Source organism: Paenibacillus barcinonensis (assembly GCF_003217495.1).
GTDB lineage: Bacteria > Bacillota > Bacilli > Paenibacillales > Paenibacillaceae > Paenibacillus > Paenibacillus barcinonensis.
This window is the reverse complement of the sequence record NZ_QJSW01000008.1, coordinates 108064-129968: the sequence shown is the minus strand read 5'-3', so window position 1 is coordinate 129968 and position 21905 is coordinate 108064. Positions and strand designations below refer to the sequence as shown.

Sequence of the window (21905 nt, the reverse complement as noted above, 5' to 3'; positions counted from 1 at the left end):
CCTTTTTTTGGTGCATCAGAGAGACTGAAGCGTGTTTATTTACTCCTCACTGCCGTTTTCCTGTGCCCAGCGATTGAGCAGCTTATCGGATGGCAGCAGAAACGTGAAAATACCGATCAACGGAAGGAAGCTGCACAGCTGCATCACAGGTGATACGCCGATGGCGTCAATCCAGCTGCCCAGCACGAGCGCGCCCAAGCCCCCCATTCCAAAAGCAAGGCCGGTGATGAGACCCGAGACGGTTCCGATCTTGCCGGGAATAAGCATCTGCGCATATACAACCGTTACCGAGAAGCTGGATAACATAATAAAACCGATTATCGTCAGCAGCACGCCCGTCCAGAACAGATTGGCATAAGGCAGGAGCAGTGCCAGCGGTGCAGCTCCTGCCATAGATAGGAAGATCATGTTGCGTTTACCGAAGCGATCTGCGAGCGGGCCGCCAAAGAAGGTGCCCAGTGCGCCCGCCGCGAGAAATAGGAAAATATAAATCTGCGCGTCCTCGGTAGATAATGCAAATGCTTCCTTCAGGTGAAATGCGTAGAAGCTACCGATCAATGAAACATACCATGATCGAACAAATACGAGCAGAATCAGGAGGGTAATCGCCGCTGCAATTTTTTTGCGCAGGGCTGGATTCGGAGCACGGCGAGCGGCTGCCTGTTTCCGCAGGTATGCGCCCGAGTTCAGCATCCTTCCGTACCACCGGGCAACATAAAGCTGAATAGCGATGCCCATCGCTGCAATCCCGGTGAAGCCGATGGCCCCGAACAGACCAAACGGGATGAAAATCCAGCGTGTCAGCAGGGGAGCGAGAGATTGCCCGGCGTTGCCGCCTACCTGGAAGATGGATTGAGCCAGCCCGCGACGTTGTCCGGCAGCCATGTGAGATACTCTGGAGCCTTCTGGATGGAAGGCAGCAGAGCCGAGACCGACAAATATGACGGAGATGAGCACCATCGTATAGCTGTCAGCAAAGGCTAACAGCAGCATGCCAGTAAACGTAAAGCCCATGCCAATCGGGAGGATCGACGGGGTCGGTTTTTTATCGGCAAACCAGCCAACGACTGGCTGCATAATGGATGCGGTAAAGTTAATCGCAAACGCAATCCAGCCGATCTGTGTGTAGGTAAGGTGCATGGAATCTTTTAAAATGGGGAAGATCGCCGGAATAACAGACTGAATGGAATCATTAAACAGATGCACCAGACTGATGGCGATGAGAATCCGGTATACGGTGCCTTGGGCATCCAATCCGGGTGGAGCCATCGAACGCGCAGCGGCATCCTTGGCTAAGGTAGGTTGAGTGGACATATCAGTTCTCCTTTGGTCGCGGTCACGAGGGATCAGCGCCTGTTGTTAGATTCTATGCAATTAAGCATATTGTTACATAATAGGATAGATTGAAGGAAGCGACAAGGGGAACAGCGGAGAACGTTACAACAACAGAATGGCCTGATTTCATATGAAATGGGGCTTTTTTTGGACGTTACAAAAAATCCCATCACGGTAGAAGTAGAGTTTTGTTTTTTTCTACTGTCTACTATGATGGGAGCATATCAGTAAGGGAGTAGCCTATTTCGATTATTTGTCCACAGCGTTCACCCTCCTGAACACTTAACGATTATCAATCGTCTCCGGGTTCATGTCATGATTCATCATGCGATGCTCGGCCATCTGCTCGTATTTCGTTCCCGGCTTGCCGTAGTTCGTGTAAGGGTCGATGGAGATGCCACCGCGCGGGGTGAATTTGCCCCAGACTTCGATGAAGCGCGGGTCCATCAGCTTGATCAGATCGTTCATAATAATGTTCACGCAGTCCTCGTGAAAATCACCATGGTTGCGGAAGCTGAACAGGTACAGCTTGAGCGACTTGCTTTCCACCATTTTGATATCGGGAATATAGCTGATGTAGATCGTTGCAAAGTCCGGCTGACCCGTAATCGGGCACAGGCTGGTGAACTCCGGGCAGTTGAATTTGACAAAATAATCACGGTACGGGTGCTTGTTATCAAAGCTTTCCAGTATGCCCGGATCATATTCAAACGTATATTTCACATTCTGGTTGCCCAGCAATGTTACATCTTGCATCTCGTCAGGTTGTCTCATGGTTTCGTAAACACTCCTTGATCTGTCGAAGTCTCAGGCTTCGCAGCAATATAATCTGGTATAAATCTTATATAGATTTTGTATATATAACAGGCGATGCGGCCTGTACTAACGATTTAGACACCGCGTTTATTGCCCCACACCAGCGTATGAAGCTGTGGAAGCACGCGCACATTATTTAAATCATCCGACGCACTGATCTGATCAATCAGCCACTCGTAACGGGCGAGAAGGGAAGCTGCCAGATCAGGCGTATCGACTGAAGCAACATCCGGGTTTCCCGTTTGTAAAAATAAAGCCGTGCCCGGATACCGTGTATGCACACGGCGGGCATAGTCCAGATCGGTCTGATCGAAGATTACGATCTTCAGACTATGGCTTTGATTGGCCGGGCCAGCAGCCAGGCGGCCCATCACCTCATCGAGCACGGCCCAGTCGGTGTCCATGCCCGAGCTGGGTGGCTTGGGCGAGACAGTGACCTCGTCAATGTCCGCCAGCCATGGCTGCCAGCGTGAGCCCTGCGTCTCGACCGCGGTGCGGACGCCGTTCTCCCGCAGCAGGGCAACCAGCCCGCCCAGCGATGCCAGCAGGGCGGGGTTGCCGCCGGAGAGGGTCACATGGGAGAAACGCGTACCGCCCAGGCGGCGCAATTCATCCCATACCGCCTCCGGCGTCAGCATGCGAATCTGGTCCTTGCCGCTGCCGTCCCAGGTAAAGGCGGAGTCGCACCAGGAGCAGCGATAATCGCAGCCCGCGGTGCGCACAAACATCGTTTTTTGTCCGATCACCATGCCTTCGCCCTGGACGGTCGGACCAAACACCTCCATCACCGGGATACGTGCTTGCCCGGCAGGAGCTGGATTATGCGCTGCAGCCGATCCGGTCTGCTTCTGATCTTGTACACTACTCATGGATCATCCACTCCCGTCTGGCCTCGGCATAACTGGTCGGGGTTTCGAAGAGCCGCACGAATTCCGTGCGAGCGCCTTCGGTAAGTCCTGCGTATGGCTCGGTCTGTAAAGCCTGTTCCATCTGCTCAAACAGCCAGACCACCATATTTTCAGCCGTAGTATTCATTAAAGGTAAAGTCTCATTCAAATATTGGTGATCCAGATAACCTTCAATCCGGCTTTTCCAGATGTCCTTGATATGTCCAAAATCAACCGTCAGCCCGGTGTCACCCGGATAACCGCTGATGCCAAAAACCACCTTATACGTATGCCCGTGCAAGTTTTTACACTTGCCTTCATAACAGTGCAGATGATGCGCTGCATCAAACGTGAACTCCTTGCTGACCAGCACACGTCTGCGATGATATCTCAGCTGTGAGGGCAGAATATCCTGATCAATGCGCTGCAACCGTTCAACGATTCGAAACGTTCCAGGCTCTCTCATCGTACATCCACTCCAATGGAGGACGCTGCTTCAAGCGCAGACATGCGTTCCTGCACGTAGCGGTCTAGTCCGGCTTGGCGCAGCTTGCAGGCAGGGCATTCACCGCATCCGTCACCGATAACACCGTTATAACAAGTGAGCGTGCGTTCGCGCACATAATCAAAAGCGCCGAGTTCATCCGCCATTTTCCACGTTGCTGCTTTGTCCAGCCACATCAGTGGGGTGTGAATGACAAAGGGATAATCCATCGACAGATTAAGAGTCACGTTCATCGACTTCACAAAGGAATCCCGGCAATCGGGGTACCCGCTGAAGTCTGTCTCGCACACCCCTGTAACCAGATGACGAGCACCTTTTTGTTTAGCCAGAATGGCTGCAAAGCTAAGGAACAGCAGGTTCCGACCATCCACGAAGGTGCTTGGCAATTCGCCTTCTTCATGGGTAATTTCCACATCGGAACGTGTGAGTGCGCTAGGGGCAAGCTGATTCAGCAGGCTCATATCAAGTACTGTTTGCTGCACACCCAGATCCTTGGCAATGGCCGCGGCACACTCAATTTCGAGCTTATGGCGCTGACCATAGTCAAACGTAACGACTTCCACTTCAGCAAATTGCTGTTTCGCCCAGAACAAACAAGTTGTGCTGTCCTGTCCGCCGCTGAATACAACGACAGCTTTTTCTTCATTCAACATAAAAAAACCTCTCCATCTTCTTGAGATCACCCCTGCACGGTAGCAAGGAATGTCGGAAGAACAGAGAAGTTCATGAACTGGCATCCATCAAAAAACACACCTTCTCAATAGCGGCTTCAAAAAAGCTGCTATAAGCAAGTGTCCTTAGTTTTTTACGTACACCGTGTCAGACATATACACCACTTCAACACGCGAAGCCTGTGTCACATATATAACCGCGGAGAACTGTACGCAAGACTGTAAGCTGAGCATACCGATAAGTAAGTAACGTGCCATAAGCTGGTCCAGTCTTGTAGAGGGAGTTCGCGAACCTCTCCCATGCCGCAGGGCATGGATTTTCTTCTTTAATTGTCCGGCTACAGTATACCACATCTATGGCGGATCGGCATATTTTTTAGAAATCCGTGAATGGAGTTATTTAATGATTACATTACCGAAGGGAATAACTTCCTTTAATATACGTTTAAACAAGCCCTCATCGTTCACGTCCTGCTGCAGCTTGTAATTTTCACGTCCAGCCTGAAAGAGCACTGAGCCGTGTCCTGTCATTTTCCAGTGATAGTTCATATGCTGGCTGGCCAGATTATTCCCGTATACGGTCAGCTCCAGATGAGCGTTCTCCGGGTAGGCTATAATGCTTCCGGCGTCCACATAGAGCGGGGCGGTGGGGTGAAGCTCTTGCTGGCATACCTGACCCTGTGTGAGCAGTCCGATCTTGCCTTGGCCCGAGAACTTCATCTTGACGGCATCCCTGGTAATCAGCATGTTTTTGATCTTCTGAATTTTGGTATGCATGGTGACACCGTCGGTATAGAAGAACAAATGGCGAAAATCATAGAGGAGATCACTATTTTCCGTTAGCTGCACTTCTTTCATGGTGAATCCAGGCGGAAGGGCGGCGACAAACTGACAGGGGCCGGTGATCTCCGACTTAATCAGCTTTTTTTTGCGATATATGCCCGATATATTCATGAATTTATCCTGCCGGCTGCTGCTGGAGCCGCGAAATGCAACGATCTGCTGCGGATGCAGAATGTGAAGCCGGTCGTCTTGTATCAGTGAAAAAGTAACCACCTGTCCGGCTGTGCCAGCTTCAGCATGGTTCAGATGTATGTTCATGCCATTGCTCCTGTCCTGTTATACTCGGCCTGACCGGCGGCGCATTCCCCAACGCATCACACGAATCAGAAGGAAGTAACCTACGATGAGAGAAACGATTGTGATCACCATCGTTTGAATACGCTGTGCTGTGGCGGTTCTGGCATCCTGTTCATGTTGCAACTTGCTGACCATCTCGGTCAGCTTCTGGTTCTGGGCCAGGAGCTGTTCGTTCTGCGCCTTGAAGGCCTCAACGTTAGCCTGGGCTTGTCCCAATTGTGCAGAGGTCTGATTTAACTGCTCCATTGTTTGCTTGTAGCTTTCCTGCAAAGCGTTTACTTCGCCAGGCAATTCAGAGACGCGCTCCCATCCGCTGTAAATGTCGGAAAATATATTGGCACTCGCTGCATGAGCAGTGGAAGCTAATATAATGATGAAAAGTATAGAAGTGCTGAGGAACACCCGAATGACATAACCCGGAATGGATTTTGGCATCAATACCACCTCTTTCTTCAGTAAAATGGATCGGTTGCCGAATTCGTCGTCATTTGTTGAATTACGGCTCTTTCATTATACGTCAAAAACGGGACGAAGGGTTCAAGAGGATTATGTATTATTACCCGAAAGGGCCTAAAAAGATCGAAAATGAAACAAATGTTTAACTTTAGATATTTTGGGGTAATAAACGATAGTGAGAATGGAAAAATAAAAAAATAGTAAACACTTTTTTTGTGTATATGTTATGCATAAATATGCAATATATTGCCTTATACCCAATAGATTTGATTTAAATGAATTTTGTGAAATGAAGGAGTAGAATAATATGTGTACATCGAATCATAATATTTTAACGAAAACGATTATAATTACGGTAAACGATGAGCCAGTAGGACGCAAACTTATTATTGACAGTGTAACTTATGCGCCTGTCATTGAAACGGATAGTGCACAGCACATGCACAAAATGGAGATCAATCCTCCTGCCGTTTAAGATAGGACTTGTCATAGAGAGGTGTGTCAAAAGCTTGGCTAATGGCCAGGCTTTTTCGTCGTTTAATGTCGCTTCTAGGCGAATTAAGGGGAGGAAAACTAATATAATGGAAAAAAATAATAAGAACATATGTTCCGTGACAATATAGTGTCCATTCACCCTGCTAACTTAGAATATAATACACATAAATCGGGGGAGAGACTACCAGTGAACTCAGTCTTTGAAGTATCTTATTCGTGGAATAAAGAGGCTATACCGACAGGGGGGGCTGATCCCGTATATATGATGGTAGAGTGGCGGTATGGAGCCCCTGCCAAAAGACTTAGGAAAATAGCACCCAAAATTATGTCGAGAGATTTAGAGCTTTTGCTCAAACCGGAACATGGAGTTCAATTGAAAGGCATCTACGGATGCCGTTCCAAAGAAACGGATATTGGCTGGGTCCTTCGGCTAGGAGATGTATACAAGGGGGAAAGCAAACAAATTTTGCTTGAATTTGCTGTAGGACCTCATTTTTCAGGCAAAGCGGCTGTATGCTCTGCTTACTGGAGTACCCGCAAATTAAAGCAGAGTCAACGTGTGCTGCTTCGGAGAGAACAGCTCTATATTCAGTACACAAGTCATCTGGGCATGCTTCGCCAGCCAGAGGACCCGAAAGTTGAAAAAACGATTAAGTTGAACGAAACGGTTCCATTACTTAAACAGGCTTTGCGTGCTTACGAACGAGGCCGCATTGAAGAAGGAAGTGATTTGCTGCGCCGTCATGCGGATGCTTTGCTAATCGAAGCTGCGCGCAAACAGGATCTGGATTATTACGCTGAAGCCGAGATTGTCGAAAAGCTTCGTTATCACTATGGCATTACGTTTACGACCGGTTATCATAATCGCCAGAATACGATGTTAAGTGAATAAAATCAAACCGAGTGGTAACGTTATAGAGGGAACGAGTTTACATATTTTTTATGAAGGTGAAGTCAAGCGACAAGTCGAATGTATACATCAATACTATACCAGTCAAGGATGGAGCTGTAGCATACGATTTGAAACAACACCATGGAGGGCCTGGCAAAATGACAGACCGACTAATCCGATTAATGCGCATTATCACGCTGGTACAAGCCAAGCCTGGTATTTTAGCCCGTGAGCTTGCCGAGCGATGCGAGACAACGGAAAGGACGATTTACCGCGACATGGAGGCCCTCAGTGCAATGCATATCCCGATTGCCAATATGGGACATGGAAGAGGGTACATGTTTATCAGCCATTTTGCCATGTATCCGCTTAATTGGTCAGATGAGGAAGCACAGGCGTTCATGCAGTTGGCTGAGGTGATGGATGATATTCGTCCGCTGTTAAAGCCTGCATTCGAGAGTGCTTATGAGAAAGTAGTTGCTTCCAGTCTGAAACACAGTACCGATCAGGTCGAATGGTCAGAGCAGATCAGCGGAATGTTCAGAGAGGGAACGAATGTGTGGGATGATCAGCAGGGGGATGAGCCGAATTCATCCCTCATCACGCTGCTTCAAGCCGGAATTTCACAAAACAGCGTTGAAGGGAGCTACCAGTCTCAGGAGGAGAAGGAAATTATTCGTATGGATCCTTATTTTTTAATTCCGAGGGAATATCAATTTGATCTTGTAGCCTATTGTCATCTATCGGAGAGAATACGAACGTTCGAGGTTAATCGACTACAGGATTTACGAATGATGCCACGCACTTTCCGCAAAAATGATTATTTGATCCAGTCCTATTTTCGTACTGCCCGAACTATGAAAGGGAGTTCGGAAGGGGCTGTGGTCAAAATCCGATTCTCTTCCCTGGTTGTGGAACACGTGATGCAAGAGCGTTTGTTAGCAGCCCCCATTGTGACGATTGAGCCCGAAGGTACCCTACTGTTTGAAACGGTATTAGGCGATGTTGATCAATTTCTGAGCTGGATATCCAAGTATGGACCAGAGGCCGAGATTCTTGAACCGAAGCATTACCGTATCCTGATGAAGGAGCATCTTAGGCGCTGGCATCAGGTATACGACGATTCATAGAACGCATGATGAGCAAGTAACCCCGGCGGTGATCCTATTCTTTTGTGTTGAACAGATTGGCAAGGTTGCCGAATGGCGACTCCTTCTCCTCATCTTGTGCAGCACTGGAGTACACCACTTTCGAGGTTACACCTTCATCATCGGCTGCACAGTTGTGCTCCAATGTAAACTGATCAAATTGGTGCATGAACACTTTTGCAGTATTAATCGCATCATCCAGTGCGCGATGCTGTGTACCGTCAAATTCAATACCGCAGAGCTCAAGCGCCTGGGCTAGACCGAGCTGACGGAATTTGCCTTCCTTGCGCATCGCTCGCGACCATTGCTGCTGCAAGTCATTATGATTGGTGATCCAGGCCACATCCAGCTGATGTGTGCGGCAATGGGAGATCAGCTTGCTGCGATCATCCGGTCCCCAGGAGCACATATAGTAAGGTTCAGTGCCCATCCAGTCTATGAATTGAGTTAACGCTGCCGGGAACAGGGGGGCTGCATCAATGTCTTTCTGAGTGATGCCTGTGAACTGGACGGTGTCAGTCGACAGGACGGGTTTGTTGGATGGCCGAACATAGGTATGAAAGGTGTCGGTGACGGAGAGCACGCCGTTGGTGTCTTCACTTACTTTAACGGCACCGATGTCAATAATTTCAGATGAGTAGCGAGTATTGCGGCTTACTGTAAATTCAAGATCATAGATAATATAGGGCATAAGACAAACTCCTTTATTAAGGATACATTTTTATTAAGGCACCGTGCATTAGGATTACATTAGGGCGTGTGGTGTGTGATCCTTGAGATGTTATTTCTCTATTTTACAGTGAACCAGGAGCCGTGTCAGCCACTGTTGTGGATTTCGTTTCAAGCCCGGTGATGCATAGGTATTTGTTGACAAGTTCTTATAAATGTTCTAATGTGATCAAAAATGGAAATAGCGTTTACCGAGGACATGATTACGCAAGTTGGCTACACCAGAGAGGGAGTGGATTGGTGCAACATTCCTGTAGCTGCTGCGCAATTCCTCCCTCGTTAGCTGCGAAGGGGAATGTCCATGTATTAACGGACTGCAACCTGCGCCGGAAGGGCCCGTTATGCTCCATAGGACTGTATATCATCATGCGGTGCATGAAGCAGACAGGTATGCAGTTAAATAAGGGTGGTACCACGACACATTCGTCCCTTGACGAATGTGTCTTTTTGCTGTTTAAGCCGATATGCTCAGGCCATATCCATCCGAACAATAAGGAGTGTTTTCTAAAATGCGTCAAAGTCAATTGCTTGTTCCTACACTACGTGAAGCTCCAGCGGAGGCCGATGCAGCTGGACACCGCTTGCTGCTTCGATCAGGTATGATTCGGCAGTTAGCGGCAGGCATATACAGTTATTTGCCGCTAGGTCGCCGAGTGCTGCTGAACGTGGAGCGAATCGTGCGGGAAGAGATGGATCGTGCCGGATGTCAGGAGGTGCTGCTACCCGTCATGCAGCCAGCCGAATTATGGGAAGAGTCTGGCAGATATACACAGTACGGCCCCGAGCTGATGCGATTGAAGGATCGGCATACCAGGGAATTTGCGCTTGGGCCAACGCATGAGGAGGTCGTTACAGCACTGGCGCGGGATGAAGTTAATTCGTATCGCAAGCTGCCGTTTACGCTGTATCAGATTGGCACCAAGTTTCGAGACGAGCGTCGCCCGCGGTTTGGGCTGCTGCGTGGACGTGAATTTATCATGAAGGATGCTTATTCCTTCGCAGCAGACTGGGATGAACTGGATCGTACCTATCAGGCGATGAATACAGCATACTGCCGCATTCTGGAGCGCTGCGGTCTGAATTATCTTCGGGTGGAGGCGGACGCCGGGACCATTGGGGGACAAGGAGAGACCCATGAGTTCATGGCCCTTGCTGATGTAGGGGAAGATACGATTGTCACATGCAATCATTGTGGGTACGCTGCGAATCTGGAGAAGGCGGCATTTCAATCTTCCTCGTCTGTCGAGTATATCCAAGCAGAGGGAGCAGGCATGGGGGCTGAAGTATCGCGAATTGCTACACCAGATGTTCGCACGATTGCCGAGTTAAGCTCTTTCCTGAATAAGAAGGCAGAACAGATGATCAAAACTTTGCTCTACCTGGCCGATGGTCAGCTGGTTGCGGCACTTGTACGCGGGGATCATGAGCTGAATGAAATTGCCTTGAAGCAGGTGCTTGGAGCAGAAGAACTGGTTCTTGCTGATGATGAAGCACTCGCCTCGCAGGCTCAGCTCACCGTTGGTTATCTTGGACCCGTGGGGCTGGGAGTACGGATGATCGTCGATGTGGACGTAGCTGCTATGCCACAAGCCATAACTGGAGCGAATGAAGCCGGGATGCATCTGTCAGGTGTACGTCCGGGAATTGATTTTGCTTTGGATCAAGTAGAGCGTATCCGTTTTGCCGAGGCAGGAGATCATTGTGCATTGTGCGGCGAACCGCTTGTGTTTACTAAAGGGATCGAGGTGGGGCATATTTTCAAACTGGGCACGAAATACAGTGATGCCATGGGGGCTTCTTTCCTCGACCGTAATGGTCGTCAATGTGCCCCTGTCATGGGATGTTATGGCATTGGGGTATCACGTTTGGTGGCAGCGATTGCGGAGCAGCATGCTACAGAGACGGGCATTCGATGGCCCGCATCCGTAGCACCGTATGATGTTCATCTGATTCCTGTAAGCTGGAAGGACGAGCAGCAGCAGAAGCTTGTGCTTGAACTGGAGCAGCAGTTATTGGATCGCGGCTTACGTGTGCTCGTCGATGATCGGGATGAGCGTCCGGGTGTAAAATTCAAAGATGCCGAGTTAATTGGACTGCCGGTGCATATCGTCGTTGGCAGAGGTGCGGGCGAAGCGCAAGTGGAATTGGGCTCACACAAGCTTGCTGCATCCGGTGAAACAAGTCGAATCCAGTTGACAGCACAGGAAGCGATAACTTATGTCATCGAACAAGTCCAGCAGAGATAAGATAAAGATATAGAGTTGCTCAGCCCGAGATCGGCATGATAAGGGATGACATAGGTGTATATTATAGGACTGCATATTATGTCGAACGGCCTTTTAAGGTGTCAAAGTCATTGTTTTTACTGAAATGTGAGGACTTTGGGTACACAAATGAATGGATGTTGAGCAATTGATCATACGAAGTAACTATAATCAAGATTGAAGGATCAACATTTTAGCTAAAGCTCTTTTGAGCATAAACAAAGCACAAAGATTACAGCCTTCCATGTGTTTTTACGCAAAACCAGCGCAAAAAATGTTGCAGCCTTCCTGAATGGCAAACGGTATGAATACCGATGTTGTTAGCAAAATGCTTATAGTTCAGGGTAGTGGAGATAGCTTGAAAGTGCGAGGCTGAGGGTTGCAAGGGATTTATTTTTGACAATGTCTGCAACCGTAGAGAGCGCATCAAAAATCAACGAGAACGTTACAGCTAGCATCAAGAAGACAAGGGAGTCTCTTATCCAGATTATTCTGGCCGAGAGACTCCCTTGATTGGTTTGGTTAACGTATGTTACGTTGCTGATTATGAAGCCGTCGGCAATGTCAACGTTTGACCTGGATAGATCCGGTTTGGATTTTTGATGTGGTTCAGCTTTTGCAGTGTCTGCCACGTTGTGCCATATTGCTTGGAGATCGAGTATAGGGATTCTCCTGATTTTACAATATGCATTTTAGCAGGAGCTGGAGATGGTTTACCCGGTGCTGGCTTCACAGGTTTTTCCGGCTTAGGCTGCTCTGGTTGAGGCTTCGATGGTGTAGGTGACGGAACAGTTATCGGTGCTTCACTACCCGGTGCTCCCGGCTCCACGGAAGCTGTTTTGCCTTCACTGATGCGGCCGTCTGTCTGAATATTCACGGCACCAAGCTTTTGCATGTAGTTGATCAGAGCTTCATCCATAGCACCATACATGCCTGCTACCGGATACTTGGCAAACATGGTGTATTCATCACCGCCGACAGCCGTGAAATCATTGGTGGCAAGGGTATAGGTAGCTGCCGGATCGAGCGCTTTATTCCCCACCATCACTGTATGCACACGGCTGCCTTTTGGAGCGGCTGCATCAATCTTGAAGGTGATTCCAGATACTTGCGGGAAGCCTCCGCTTGGTTCCGGGTAGGAGCGCACACCGTTTTCCAGTGCCGCAAGCACATCAGCGCCTTTGATCTCAAGCGTTACGACTTGATTGCCAAAAGGAAGCACGGTAATCACATCACCTTTGGTAACGATGCCTTTTTCAATGGAAGAACGAATGCCGCCGCCGTTCGTTAATGCGATATCGGCTTTGCTAACATCACGAATGGCATCAGCTAGCAGATCGCCCAGATTGGTCTCCCCTGCACGAACTTGCTCACGTTTGCCCTCCAGCAGAACAGCCGTATTGGCAACCTCTTCTTTCAGGATCGGTTCTTGTTCTTTTTGAATTGAGCTGACTAGAGCTGCAACCTTCTCGTTGGGTTTGATCTCTTTGGCCTGGGTTTCATCGACAAGGGTGGCTGCTTTCTTAGTCACTTTGCCGCCGTCTATCCACAGGTCAATGACCCCTACATAATTAGTATATTCTCCTGCGCTTGCTATCAACGTGCCGTGCTCTGACACAATACCGGTTTTCAATACCGTGTGACTGTGTCCGTCGATGAACACATCAATCCCTGGCACGTCTTTGACAACCTTGAAGCTGGTATCGGTACTGGAGGCATCTTGTCCAAGATGTCCAAGAACAACAACAACATCCACTTTGCTGCGAATTTCATTCACTAGTGTTTTGGCTTCTGCAGAAGGGTCAGTAATCTCCAGACCTTCTACATTTTTGGGGTTTGTTTTGTACATCGTTTCCGGCGTTGTCAGCGCAATGATACCAACCTTCACACCGTCTACTTCTTTGATAACATACGGCTCAAAGAGGCGAGTTCCGTCCTTTTTCTTCACGTTAGCGCTGAGCATCGGGAATTTCATCATTTTTGCCAGCTCGAGCAGACGATCAGAGCCGTAGTTGAATTCATGATTTCCGGGCACCATGGCTTGGTAGCCCATTTCGTTCATGACTTTGACAACACTTTCACCTCGAACGAGAGTTGCAAATGTAGTTCCATGTACTGCATCCCCTGCATCAAGCAGGAGTGTATTTGGATTCTGACTGCGGTATTTATCAACGATGCCTGCGACTTTGGCAAATCCCATGGCAGGTGATTGCTCCACTGCACGAGCATGCATGTCATTGGTATGTAGTATAGTGATGTGTTTGCCTGTGCCTGTGCCTGAGGTGGTATCTGCTGCTGCTGTCGCAATGCCTACACTGCCGAACAGTAAACAAGCCGTTAACAGAAGTGAAACAACGCTTTTCCAGTTTTTCATCAAACCGAAACCTCCCAAAATAGTAATCTATTAGAGCATTTACACAGCTCATGTAGTATTTTAGCAGACTATAATGAGGAAATCTCGTAATTCACGTAAAAATAAGTGACCTGAAAGTGACATACAATTAGGTCTCTGGAAAAAAAGAGCTGCATCACCTTGTAAAGAACGTATGTTCTTATTTGTTGTAAAAAAAATGCTGCGCTTCACGCGGCAATCCGGTGCGCAAGCAAAATTTCTCCAGTGATTCGTCTGGCTCTGGCATGACACCAGACGTCAATAGCTGAATGGCAAAACGGTTTGCCTGTCTTTCCAGCTTGCCAGGGGCGAAATAGGAATGCTCCTCCAGAAAGAAACGATTGATTCCCTTGTGCAGCCTGTCATGACCTAGCTCATGCGCGCACACAAAACGCTGCCATTCAGGGGGCAAGTCATTGTGTATGACGATAAATCTGCGGCGAAGCTTACGGAAATACAGCCCCTTGGTCGATTGTCCCAGATTGGTGAACCGAATCTGTATACCTACAGCGCGGGCAATGCTGAACGGACAATTAGTTCGGTGTTTGCGAATCAGCTTGGTTACGATGTCATCCATATAATCTCACCTGCAATTTCAGTAAGTTGAGCTCGCGTCTTGGTCTCATGAGCGCGGGTCCGGTTCGCCTGGCTTTTTGCGTTTATTCATCTGTTTGGCTTCCCAGAATAAGCCTGTAAGCACATCCTTGATTCGTTTCTTGTCCTCTTCATCCAGCGGTATACCGTCAAACATCAGGTCATCTTCGTCCTCCAGCATTCGTTTGAAATCCCGTCGGTCTTTGTACGTCGCCCATTCCGGCACGTCCTGATGAGACGCAGTATTCGCCGTTTCAATATATCCGGCTTGTTTCATCATGTCCGTATACGGCACATGGAGTGCATCAGCAATCTTGCGGATTGTTGCCGGTTTAGGCACTCCGCGCACACCATTTTCAATGCGTGAAATCTGTGAATTGCTTATTCCGGCTGCTTCGGCGAGCTGGTTGATGCTGAATCCTTGCTGTTCGCGCAGCTGTTTCATATAAGGACCAAAAGCGTGCTCCACAATTCATGCCACTCCTTCGACTCGTCACAAGTGCTTGTCATTATGAAATAAGAAAATGGTGCTGCACAGAACACTCCGCTGCCAGAACAACCTTCCGATCGCTGTTATCCCCAGATTTCTGATGAATTTTCTCCTAAGGGAGAAGTCAGAGGATAAAGGCGAACGCTTCGCTTCTTCCGGTTTGTTCTGTCCTCTTCGTTAAAGTGCTGCTCTAAACATTATCTTAATTCATAAACCACAATGGACTTATGCGAGTTCAGTAATTATCTGTACTATATCGTATATATACCATTAGGTAAAGATATTTGAATCAATTATGCCAAAAGGTATAGGAAATGAAAGCTTGGGTTTTATTTTATCGTCTAAACGAACCAAAATGAAGGTTTACTCCAATCTCCAGAAAGTGGTATCCTCTAGTATAAATACGAACATAATACGAACAAAATGTAAATGTGGATTGTTTCCAAAAGGCAATAAAACAGAAAACGTTAAGATTTATTGAATTGGAACAATTCTATAAAAGAGTCTGGTGTTGCTTTGAAGGCAGGACAAGCTGCCGCAATGCTGTGAGATGAATGGGCGAGATTTAGGAGATGAATGGTTGAGACATAAATGAACGTACACTTGGGAGGAGAACAATGATGACAAATATGGAGTTGCTATTACCGGAACTGGATCGTCGTAAAACGCAGGCTGCTGTCGAAGCTGTATTGGAAAAGTACCGGATTTACAAAACGATTGCCTTTGAAGAACGGGAGGTGCAGGTGACGGCGAGTTATACAGAACGTTTGCATGGTGCCACGAATATCACTGGAGATTCAACAGCAAGAACGGCGATTTTTAATGTGGACGTGCAGCGTGCGCGCCGGGCTTATTGTGATACCATTGACCATATCGTGTCCAGGCTTAGCGAGAAGGAACGTGTACTTGTGTCCGAGCGATACATGAAGGATGATGATGTGTTTGACTATAAAATCTATAACCATGTGTTTGATCCGCCTGTGAGCAAGGATACGTACACCAAGATTCGAACCCGTGCTTTTTATAAAATGGCGCTGGCCTTGTCCGACCGTGGACTGATGAATATGGAGCCACTATCGTCCAAGAGAAAGGAGCGGCAGAAGCTCGGCTGAGCTTTGGCCTCGAAGTTGAAGCTTTCATATCACTCAGGGATTGGTTACAATAGTTTGGACAAAAATCACGGATTGCCGCAGCGGAAGGGGAGAAGCATATGCCTGAAGAGGTTGGAATGCAAGAGATGGTAACGCTGAAAACCATTGCGGAAACGTTGAATACCTCTAACGACCTGAGTCTGATGCTGGATACGACTGTTGGCAAACTGCTTGAACTGACCGGACTAACGGCTGGCTGGCTTTTTCTCATTGACGAACGCGGAGAATACACCTGTGTCTCAGACTATAATCTGCCCCCGGCGCTGATGAGACATGGTAAAGAGCCGATGCGCGTAGGGACGTGCTGGTGTGTCAATCGTTTTCGGGATGGCCGATTGCAGTATGCGGTCAACATTATTAACTGCAAGCGACTGGAGGATGCTGTGGAATTCCAGTGGGGAGATACAGCCGATATTACTCATCATGCGACGGTTCCGCTGCGTTCAGGTGAACGAATGCTGGGACTGCTTAACGTGGCTGCCCCTGGCAAAGAGCATTTCAGCGACAATGAGCTGGCGCTTCTGCAGGCGGTGGCTTACCAGATTGGCAGTGCGATGGAGCGGATGCGCCTGTATCGTGCAGAGCAACGGCGTGCTGATCTCTATGCACATCTGGGAGAATTTGGTTCTTCATTAAGTCTTCGGGTGAACGAATGCACCGAGGCGGAAGCATTGCCGGGTACTGTTGCAGGACTGCTTGGCAAGCATTTTGACTGGCCGTTTGCTGCGCTCGTGCAGCAGATGCAAGGGAGCTTTCACTTACAAGCGGTATACGTAGAGGGCAAGGTCTGGCTGGATTCAGGAGCTCCCTTCTCAACAGAAGGTATTCATCTCCTGAAACGGGTTGTTGAGCATCATCGGGCGGTCACGCTGTCAGCAGATGAACTGATTGAAATGTTTGGTCAGTGTGTGGCGGATACGAAGTGTAGTGAACTATCATCGGGAATTGGCGTGCCAATCCCTTATCATACACCGAACGAGCCGGGGGTGCTGGTGATTGCCACAGGGATGTGCTCCCCGAATCTGCTCAGGGCAGACAGTGAGGTGCTGGAGGCTTTAACAGAGCATATTGTGGCGGCCAGAGAAAGTCTGAAGCTGGCTGATCACCGGCGCGAACTGGCAAGGCTGGAAGAGCGAAATCGACTGGCGCGTGATCTGCATGATTCCGTGAACCAGATTTTGTTTTCCTTGTCTTTAACGGCAAGAGGTGCCGAGAGTATGTTTTTAGGCACAGAGCCTCTGCACCCTGCCGCAGATGTGATGAAGGATATACGGGCGTTATCTCAGGAAGCGCTCAAGGAAATGCGTGCTCTTATTATGCAGCTTCGTCCAGCTGGACTGGAGGGAGGACTGTTAAGTGCGTTGCAGGAGTATGGGACAAAGCAAGGGCTTCAGGTGATTGCTGACCGCAAGGGGCTGCGCTCTATCCCGCGGTCAGTGGAAGAAGGACTGTGGCGTATTGGTCAGGAGGCGCTGAACAATATTCGCAAGCATGCGGGAGTAAATTCGGCTAATCTTTTGCTGGAGTTCAATGAACATGAAGCAATGCTCACCATCTCGGATCGGGGAAAAGGTGGGGCCAAGAGACGAAAGCCAGCCTCTGAAAGCTCACTTGGACTGTCCATTATGAGAGAACGTGCTCAATCCTTGGGAGGCAAACTGGACATATGGAGTTCTTCACGTAAGGGAACAACCATAATCGCTGTTATTCCACTTCCGTTTGAATCCGAATAAAGTCAGGGGGCAGGCAGCAATGCCGATTACAATATTACTTGCCGATGATCATGTGATGGTCAGACGGGGATTGCATGTTTTTCTGAGTACACAGCAGGATATGACGGTTGTTGGTGAAGCATCGAACGGGCGGGAGGCCTTGGAGCGCGCACAGGAGCTGCAGCCGGATGTTGTTCTGATGGATCTGCACATGCCAGTGATGGACGGCATTGAAACAGCCAGGCATTTGCGTGGTTTACTGCCAGGTACACGCATCATCGTGCTGACCTCATTCTCCGATCAGGATCATGTCGTGCCTGCTGTTCGAGCAGGAGTGAAGGGGTATCTGCTCAAAGATATCGAACCTGAGGATTTGGCGATGGCGATTCGCAATGTGTACTCAGGACAGGTCGAGCTTCACCCAGCGGCGGCAGGCCAACTCATGCATGCTATGGCATCAATGGATTTGCAATTGGATTCTCTGCAGGCAGGGCAGCAGGAGGGGGAAGCGCCCTTTCTCCAGCGTCTGTGTACAGAGGAAACGATTCGACAGGAGCCACAAACGCTGGACACAGTGCGAACGAGTCGGTCCCATGAATCCAGTGCTCGATCCAGTGCAGCAGGTCACAATGTGCTTACCCGTCGTGAACGGGAAGTGCTCGGGCTGATCACCGAAGGGCTTAGCAATAAGGAAATTGCAGTCCGGCTGGTGATTACGGAGAAAACGGTAAAAACACATGTAAGTCATCTGCTGGACAAGCTGGGATTTGCTGACCGCACACAGGCAGCGCTTCATGCCGTAAGGAATGGCTGGGAACTGTGAAATGGCCTGTGCTGTGCAGCTAATCCAATGTGCCCACTTGAAGCGGCTTCCGACAAATTCAGACTAAAGTCGTAGAAACTCAACCCAAAGGTTGAGTTTTTTTGTGCTCAAGTTAAGTCCATTAGCTGACGAATTACGCAGTGTTTACAAGGTAAAATAAGGATAGCAGAGAAAACAGGGCAAGAGCCGCTGACAGAATCAAATTAGAACGAAATTAATCCGACATTGGAGAGTGAAGATCATGAACATCGTTATATTGGCAGGCAGCAACCGAAAAAATGCAACCAGCACAAGACTGGGTGAATACGCTGCGGAGGTGATTCGAGGGCAGGGACATGAGGCTGTACTGTTTGATCTGTATGAGAAACCGTTACCCTTTTATGCCCCGGATGAAAAACAGGAAACGGATGAACACCTGGCTGAATTAAATACGATATTGCTCGCAGCAGATGCGATTATCCTGTCCACGCCAGAATACCATGGCAGCATCAGCGGCGTACTCAAAAATGCGCTGGACCATCTTGGTCAGGCACATTTCAGCGGCAAGCCGGTTCTGTCGATCAGCTCTGCTGGCGGGGCAGTGGGTGTAAGCTCGCTTACCCAGATGCAAACCATGGTACGTAACCTGCACGGCATCAATGCCCCGGAATGGATCTCGATTGGCGGCGCGCAGCGCAGACGTTTCGAAGCAACGTTTGACGGATACGAGGAATATGAGGGCAGTCAGGATATCGAGGAGCGGGTACAACGGGTGCTGGGATCATTTTTGAATTTGGCCCGGACGCTCACAGCAGCTAGAAAAGCATAAAGCAGTGATAAGCAAGAGATAAGAGGTGATTTGCCATGATTAAAGGCATATATGAAACACATGTGAACGTGAGGAATCTGGAGAATTCAAACCATTTTTATGAAAAGGTACTGGGTTTAGCTCATGCTTATGGGCAGCCGGAGCGAGGCAACTCCTTCTATTGGATTGGCGGGGAACGCCATGCCATGCTGGGGCTTTGGGAAAAGGAGCCTGCACAGGTGCAGCGTCAGCACTTTGCCTTTCACATCTCCCTGGAGGATATGAAACATGCAGTTGAATACCTGGAAAACAAGGGCATAGCCACCCGGAATTTTCACGATGATGATACTGGAGAGCTATATGTTTTTGGCTGGATGCCTGCGGTTTCCGTCTATTTCACCGACCCGGATGGTCATTCGCTTGAATTCATCGCTGTGCTTCCAGACGAGGCAAAGCCCGAGCTTGGGCTGATCCCTTGGAGTGAATGGGAAAGGATGCACGGGAGAGGCGTATAATCATTGCGAAGTTGTGAGCATACGAATGATTAAATAGGGGTAGAGGTAGGATTATTGAGAAGGTGTTAAAAGATGATTGTTGATGAGGTGTTATTTTATACAGCGAGGCTGGAGGAGCTGCATCATTTCTATCGAAGCACGTTGGGTATGACGGTGTCTGCTGTTGATCCTGTCAAGCAAGCTTTCACAGTACAAGCAGGGGAAACCAAGCTGATATTCAAGCAGTGGAACGCTGAAGTTAGTCAAGGGGGATACGACACTGAGCCGTTCTATCATTTTGCCTTGATGATTCCCCAGAACCGATTCAAGGAAGCGAAGCAGTGGGCGGCGTCACGAGTAACTTTGAGCAGCGATGGAAAACGGGATGAAGCCTATTCGATCAATTGGGATTCTCATTCACTATATTTTGAAGATCCGGCTGGAAACATTGTGGAGCTGATCGCACATCATCCGTTAAATAATGAACAAGAGCACACCTTCTCGGTGGCAGATATATTGCGGGTGTGTGAGATCGGACTGGTCTCGGAGGATGTGTCTGCTACCGTGAATGAATTGCAGGAGGCTGGTTTGTCGCGTTGGGGTGAGGGAAGTGATACATTTTCTCCGGTCGGTGACCGTAACGGTTTGTTTATTGTGGTGAAGAAGGAACGAGTCTGGTTTTTCTCTGAGCAAAAGGCACAGATATTTCCGCTGGAAGCAGCAATTCGTGAGGTGGGCAGATTTCAGCTCTAGGAGGAAGGTCGTGGAGCCGCGGGTTCTCTCGTAACCTTGGTGCTCGTATAAAAATTTTGTTTTATTAATATCCTGCAAAAAGGGCATAAGTGTCTGCTCTTCATCATGGTATAGAAGTAAACGCTTTATTGGAGGAAGATCAGGCAGGGCGCTTGTGATTGACGCTTTCATTAGTTAAAGGGGGATGGCAGACTTGGATCGACGTTTGTTGGAAGAGGGACTAGCGACAATGGCATCCAGTCGGGAGCGCACAGGAGATCTGTGGCATGCCCATTATGGGGCGGGCGCGATTGCAGCTTACTTCTGGGTACGGGAAAATCATCTTACGGCCCTTGCCGCCGGCAGCGTCACCGCCGAAGCCAAAGCAATGCTACGTCAGCATGGAACGCGTCCCGCACAGACCGTTGTGCCGGATGATTGTATGCCGCTGGAAGCGGCAGAAGAGCGTATTGCAGGCGCACTGGAGCGAACGATTGGAGAGCTGCACTGGGTCGGGCATCAGGCCATCTACGGAGCGATCAGTCTCAAAGCCATTCGCGAACTGGAGGGATGGGGCACAGCACAAGAAATTGAGCAGATTGCTCAATTAATCGAGTCGTTTGAACGCACAATTCCGGGCAGGTCCTGGATGAACACAACAGTGAAGGAAATTCGCCATATGTCTGTGGAAGAGAAGGATGGTTTTCCCGAGATACAGAATCCGATCCAGTTATCCCGTTTGATCCTGAAGGAGCTAGGTGCTTTTCGCACCATCTATCAGGCGGAAGCCCATCATGATCTGATCGGTCATATGCTCACCTACGGGCATGCGCTGAACATGCTATACGAGCTCGGTTATCCGGCCCTGTTCTTCAAAGGCATCCCCCCTTTTCTCAAAATGGTAAAGGCTCTGCGGCTCAGTCGTGATGTAGATAACACGCAGGCATGCACTACACTGCAATCTCCTGTGGATGTGCTGCCGCTAACACAAGCCCAGCGGTCATGCGCACTGCCGCATGAACTGGAATACTGGTTAACCGACAGGCGTTGTCGTAACTGGTATGAGGGACATGTGTTCAAGTTTCCATTCAGCTTCTACCACCATGCGAAGAACGGGCAGCCTGAGCCCGAGATTTGGGAAAATTTTCGTTACATCATTGCGTAGACTACAATTAAACGAGCACTTGCCGCTATGGCAGGTGCTCTTTCGCGATTTTCTTTTCATTAAACCGACCATAATCCAGCCTAATTCATCCCTTAACCCGTCCGCATGAGGGAGATCAGACGGTAAGATGGTAGTATCGGATCAGAAGCAAGAACAGCAGATCGCGGCCAGCGAAAAATAGCTTGCATACGAAGGATGAGACCAGCGAACGGCTGGTTTTTGCAATT

Annotated in this window: 22 protein-coding genes; 11 read left to right on the top strand and 11 right to left on the bottom strand. The window is 48.9% G+C overall.

Translation table 11 applies throughout. The features are described from left to right. Window positions 1-39: 39 nt before the first annotated feature. The 7 genes from DFQ00_RS14490 to DFQ00_RS14460 form a co-directional block, all read right to left on the bottom strand. Window positions 40-1314 (bottom strand): MFS transporter, encoded by a 1275-nt coding sequence (locus tag DFQ00_RS14490; RefSeq protein ID WP_174812245.1) that lies wholly within the window; start codon window positions 1312-1314, stop codon window positions 40-42. Window positions 1315-1617: 303 nt separating this feature from the next. Next, on the bottom strand, window positions 1618-2109 hold the full coding sequence (gene queF / locus DFQ00_RS14485) for a preQ(1) synthase (protein WP_110897191.1): 492 nt from the start codon (window positions 2107-2109) through the stop codon (window positions 1618-1620). Window positions 2110-2225: 116 nt separating this feature from the next. Continuing rightward, window positions 2226-3020: a 7-carboxy-7-deazaguanine synthase QueE gene (gene queE / locus DFQ00_RS14480; protein ID WP_110897190.1), complete on the bottom strand. Its 795-nt coding sequence runs from the start codon at window positions 3018-3020 to the stop codon at window positions 2226-2228. Beyond that, the gene (gene queD, locus DFQ00_RS14475) at window positions 3013-3504 is read right to left on the bottom strand and encodes a 6-carboxytetrahydropterin synthase QueD (RefSeq protein ID WP_110897189.1); all 492 of its coding nucleotides are present in this window, start codon (window positions 3502-3504) and stop codon (window positions 3013-3015) included. The genes queE and queD overlap by 8 nt, the downstream gene beginning before the upstream one ends. Then, window positions 3501-4193 (bottom strand): 7-cyano-7-deazaguanine synthase QueC, encoded by a 693-nt coding sequence (gene queC, locus DFQ00_RS14470; RefSeq protein ID WP_110897301.1) that lies wholly within the window; start codon window positions 4191-4193, stop codon window positions 3501-3503. Before queC ends, queD begins: the two co-directional genes overlap by 4 nt. 417 nt (window positions 4194-4610) lie before the next feature. After that, window positions 4611-5315 (bottom strand): AIM24 family protein, encoded by a 705-nt coding sequence (locus DFQ00_RS14465; RefSeq protein WP_110897188.1) that lies wholly within the window; start codon window positions 5313-5315, stop codon window positions 4611-4613. A gap of 18 nt (window positions 5316-5333) precedes the next feature. Then, on the bottom strand, window positions 5334-5789 hold the full coding sequence (locus DFQ00_RS14460) for a hypothetical protein (protein ID WP_110897187.1): 456 nt from the start codon (window positions 5787-5789) through the stop codon (window positions 5334-5336). A 328-nt stretch (window positions 5790-6117) separates the two neighbouring features. Between DFQ00_RS14460 and DFQ00_RS29205 the strand changes: the two genes are divergently transcribed. The 3 genes from DFQ00_RS29205 to DFQ00_RS14450 all read left to right on the top strand — a co-directional run bounded on the left by DFQ00_RS29205 (window position 6118) and on the right by DFQ00_RS14450 (window position 8327). After that, complete coding sequence (locus DFQ00_RS29205; RefSeq protein WP_167433732.1) at window positions 6118-6285, top strand: hypothetical protein; 168 nt, start codon at window positions 6118-6120, stop codon at window positions 6283-6285. Between the two features lie 207 nt (window positions 6286-6492). Beyond that, window positions 6493-7197, top strand: a complete 705-nt coding sequence (locus tag DFQ00_RS14455) for a hypothetical protein (protein ID WP_110897186.1) — start codon at window positions 6493-6495, stop codon at window positions 7195-7197. A gap of 50 nt (window positions 7198-7247) precedes the next feature. After that, complete coding sequence (locus DFQ00_RS14450; protein ID WP_244213845.1) at window positions 7248-8327, top strand: helix-turn-helix transcriptional regulator; 1080 nt, start codon at window positions 7248-7250, stop codon at window positions 8325-8327. A gap of 34 nt (window positions 8328-8361) precedes the next feature. Here the strand turns inward: DFQ00_RS14450 and DFQ00_RS14445 are convergent, their stop codons facing one another. Continuing rightward, window positions 8362-9036 (bottom strand): 3'-5' exonuclease, encoded by a 675-nt coding sequence (locus DFQ00_RS14445; protein WP_110897184.1) that lies wholly within the window; start codon window positions 9034-9036, stop codon window positions 8362-8364. Window positions 9037-9583: 547 nt separating this feature from the next. Here DFQ00_RS14445 and DFQ00_RS14440 point away from each other — a divergent pair. Then, window positions 9584-11320, top strand: coding sequence for a proline--tRNA ligase (locus DFQ00_RS14440; RefSeq protein WP_110897183.1), 1737 nt, complete (start codon window positions 9584-9586; stop codon window positions 11318-11320). A 562-nt stretch (window positions 11321-11882) separates the two neighbouring features. On the opposite strand, the gene DFQ00_RS14435 is transcribed toward DFQ00_RS14440, so the two are convergent. The 3 genes from DFQ00_RS14435 to DFQ00_RS14425 form a co-directional block, all read right to left on the bottom strand. Continuing rightward, window positions 11883-13712 (bottom strand): 5'-nucleotidase C-terminal domain-containing protein, encoded by a 1830-nt coding sequence (locus DFQ00_RS14435; RefSeq protein WP_110897182.1) that lies wholly within the window; start codon window positions 13710-13712, stop codon window positions 11883-11885. A 178-nt stretch (window positions 13713-13890) separates the two neighbouring features. Further along, window positions 13891-14307, bottom strand: coding sequence for an ImmA/IrrE family metallo-endopeptidase (locus DFQ00_RS14430; protein WP_110897181.1), 417 nt, complete (start codon window positions 14305-14307; stop codon window positions 13891-13893). A 45-nt stretch (window positions 14308-14352) separates the two neighbouring features. Beyond that, complete coding sequence (locus tag DFQ00_RS14425; RefSeq protein WP_110897180.1) at window positions 14353-14796, bottom strand: helix-turn-helix domain-containing protein; 444 nt, start codon at window positions 14794-14796, stop codon at window positions 14353-14355. A 647-nt stretch (window positions 14797-15443) separates the two neighbouring features. Here DFQ00_RS14425 and DFQ00_RS14420 point away from each other — a divergent pair. The 7 genes from DFQ00_RS14420 to DFQ00_RS14390 all read left to right on the top strand — a co-directional run bounded on the left by DFQ00_RS14420 (window position 15444) and on the right by DFQ00_RS14390 (window position 21678). Next, complete coding sequence (locus DFQ00_RS14420; protein ID WP_110897300.1) at window positions 15444-15926, top strand: ArpU family phage packaging/lysis transcriptional regulator; 483 nt, start codon at window positions 15444-15446, stop codon at window positions 15924-15926. A gap of 98 nt (window positions 15927-16024) precedes the next feature. Beyond that, window positions 16025-17698, top strand: a complete 1674-nt coding sequence (locus DFQ00_RS14415) for a GAF domain-containing sensor histidine kinase (RefSeq protein ID WP_110897179.1) — start codon at window positions 16025-16027, stop codon at window positions 17696-17698. A gap of 19 nt (window positions 17699-17717) precedes the next feature. After that, complete coding sequence (locus DFQ00_RS14410; RefSeq protein WP_110897178.1) at window positions 17718-18500, top strand: response regulator; 783 nt, start codon at window positions 17718-17720, stop codon at window positions 18498-18500. Window positions 18501-18741: 241 nt separating this feature from the next. Beyond that, complete coding sequence (locus DFQ00_RS14405) at window positions 18742-19308, top strand: NADPH-dependent FMN reductase (RefSeq protein ID WP_110897177.1); 567 nt, start codon at window positions 18742-18744, stop codon at window positions 19306-19308. Window positions 19309-19343: 35 nt separating this feature from the next. After that, window positions 19344-19802 (top strand): VOC family protein, encoded by a 459-nt coding sequence (locus tag DFQ00_RS14400; protein ID WP_110897176.1) that lies wholly within the window; start codon window positions 19344-19346, stop codon window positions 19800-19802. A 72-nt stretch (window positions 19803-19874) separates the two neighbouring features. After that, the gene (locus DFQ00_RS14395) at window positions 19875-20534 is read left to right on the top strand and encodes a VOC family protein (RefSeq protein WP_110897175.1); all 660 of its coding nucleotides are present in this window, start codon (window positions 19875-19877) and stop codon (window positions 20532-20534) included. A gap of 184 nt (window positions 20535-20718) precedes the next feature. Continuing rightward, complete coding sequence (locus tag DFQ00_RS14390; protein ID WP_425271025.1) at window positions 20719-21678, top strand: hypothetical protein; 960 nt, start codon at window positions 20719-20721, stop codon at window positions 21676-21678. The last annotated feature ends 227 nt before the right edge of the window (window positions 21679-21905 follow it).

Excerpts from the sequence above, each read along its gene's own strand:
- DFQ00_RS14415 (WP_110897179.1), top strand. The coding sequence starts at position 16,025 with ATGCCTGAAGAGGTTGGAATGCAAGAGATGGTAACGCTGAAAACCATT.
- DFQ00_RS14460 (WP_110897187.1), bottom strand. The coding sequence starts at position 5,789 with ATGCCAAAATCCATTCCGGGTTATGTCATTCGGGTGTTCCTCAGCACT.
- DFQ00_RS14405 (WP_110897177.1), top strand. The coding sequence starts at position 18,742 with ATGAACATCGTTATATTGGCAGGCAGCAACCGAAAAAATGCAACCAGC.
- queF (WP_110897191.1), bottom strand. The coding sequence starts at position 2,109 with ATGAGACAACCTGACGAGATGCAAGATGTAACATTGCTGGGCAACCAG.
- DFQ00_RS14440 (WP_110897183.1), top strand. The coding sequence starts at position 9,584 with ATGCGTCAAAGTCAATTGCTTGTTCCTACACTACGTGAAGCTCCAGCG.
- DFQ00_RS14445 (WP_110897184.1), bottom strand. The coding sequence starts at position 9,036 with ATGCCCTATATTATCTATGATCTTGAATTTACAGTAAGCCGCAATACT.
- DFQ00_RS14490 (WP_174812245.1), bottom strand. The coding sequence starts at position 1,314 with ATGTCCACTCAACCTACCTTAGCCAAGGATGCCGCTGCGCGTTCGATG.
- queE (WP_110897190.1), bottom strand. The coding sequence starts at position 3,020 with ATGAGTAGTGTACAAGATCAGAAGCAGACCGGATCGGCTGCAGCGCAT.
- DFQ00_RS14450 (WP_244213845.1), top strand. The coding sequence starts at position 7,248 with ATGAAGGTGAAGTCAAGCGACAAGTCGAATGTATACATCAATACTATA.
- DFQ00_RS14420 (WP_110897300.1), top strand. The coding sequence starts at position 15,444 with ATGGAGTTGCTATTACCGGAACTGGATCGTCGTAAAACGCAGGCTGCT.
- DFQ00_RS14465 (WP_110897188.1), bottom strand. The coding sequence starts at position 5,315 with ATGAACATACATCTGAACCATGCTGAAGCTGGCACAGCCGGACAGGTG.
- DFQ00_RS14395 (WP_110897175.1), top strand. The coding sequence starts at position 19,875 with ATGATTGTTGATGAGGTGTTATTTTATACAGCGAGGCTGGAGGAGCTG.
- queD (WP_110897189.1), bottom strand. The coding sequence starts at position 3,504 with ATGAGAGAGCCTGGAACGTTTCGAATCGTTGAACGGTTGCAGCGCATT.
- DFQ00_RS14430 (WP_110897181.1), bottom strand. The coding sequence starts at position 14,307 with ATGGATGACATCGTAACCAAGCTGATTCGCAAACACCGAACTAATTGT.
- DFQ00_RS14410 (WP_110897178.1), top strand. The coding sequence starts at position 17,718 with ATGCCGATTACAATATTACTTGCCGATGATCATGTGATGGTCAGACGG.
- DFQ00_RS14435 (WP_110897182.1), bottom strand. The coding sequence starts at position 13,712 with ATGAAAAACTGGAAAAGCGTTGTTTCACTTCTGTTAACGGCTTGTTTA.
- DFQ00_RS14390 (WP_425271025.1), top strand. The coding sequence starts at position 20,719 with ATGGCAGACTTGGATCGACGTTTGTTGGAAGAGGGACTAGCGACAATG.
- DFQ00_RS29205 (WP_167433732.1), top strand. The coding sequence starts at position 6,118 with ATGTGTACATCGAATCATAATATTTTAACGAAAACGATTATAATTACG.
- DFQ00_RS14400 (WP_110897176.1), top strand. The coding sequence starts at position 19,344 with ATGATTAAAGGCATATATGAAACACATGTGAACGTGAGGAATCTGGAG.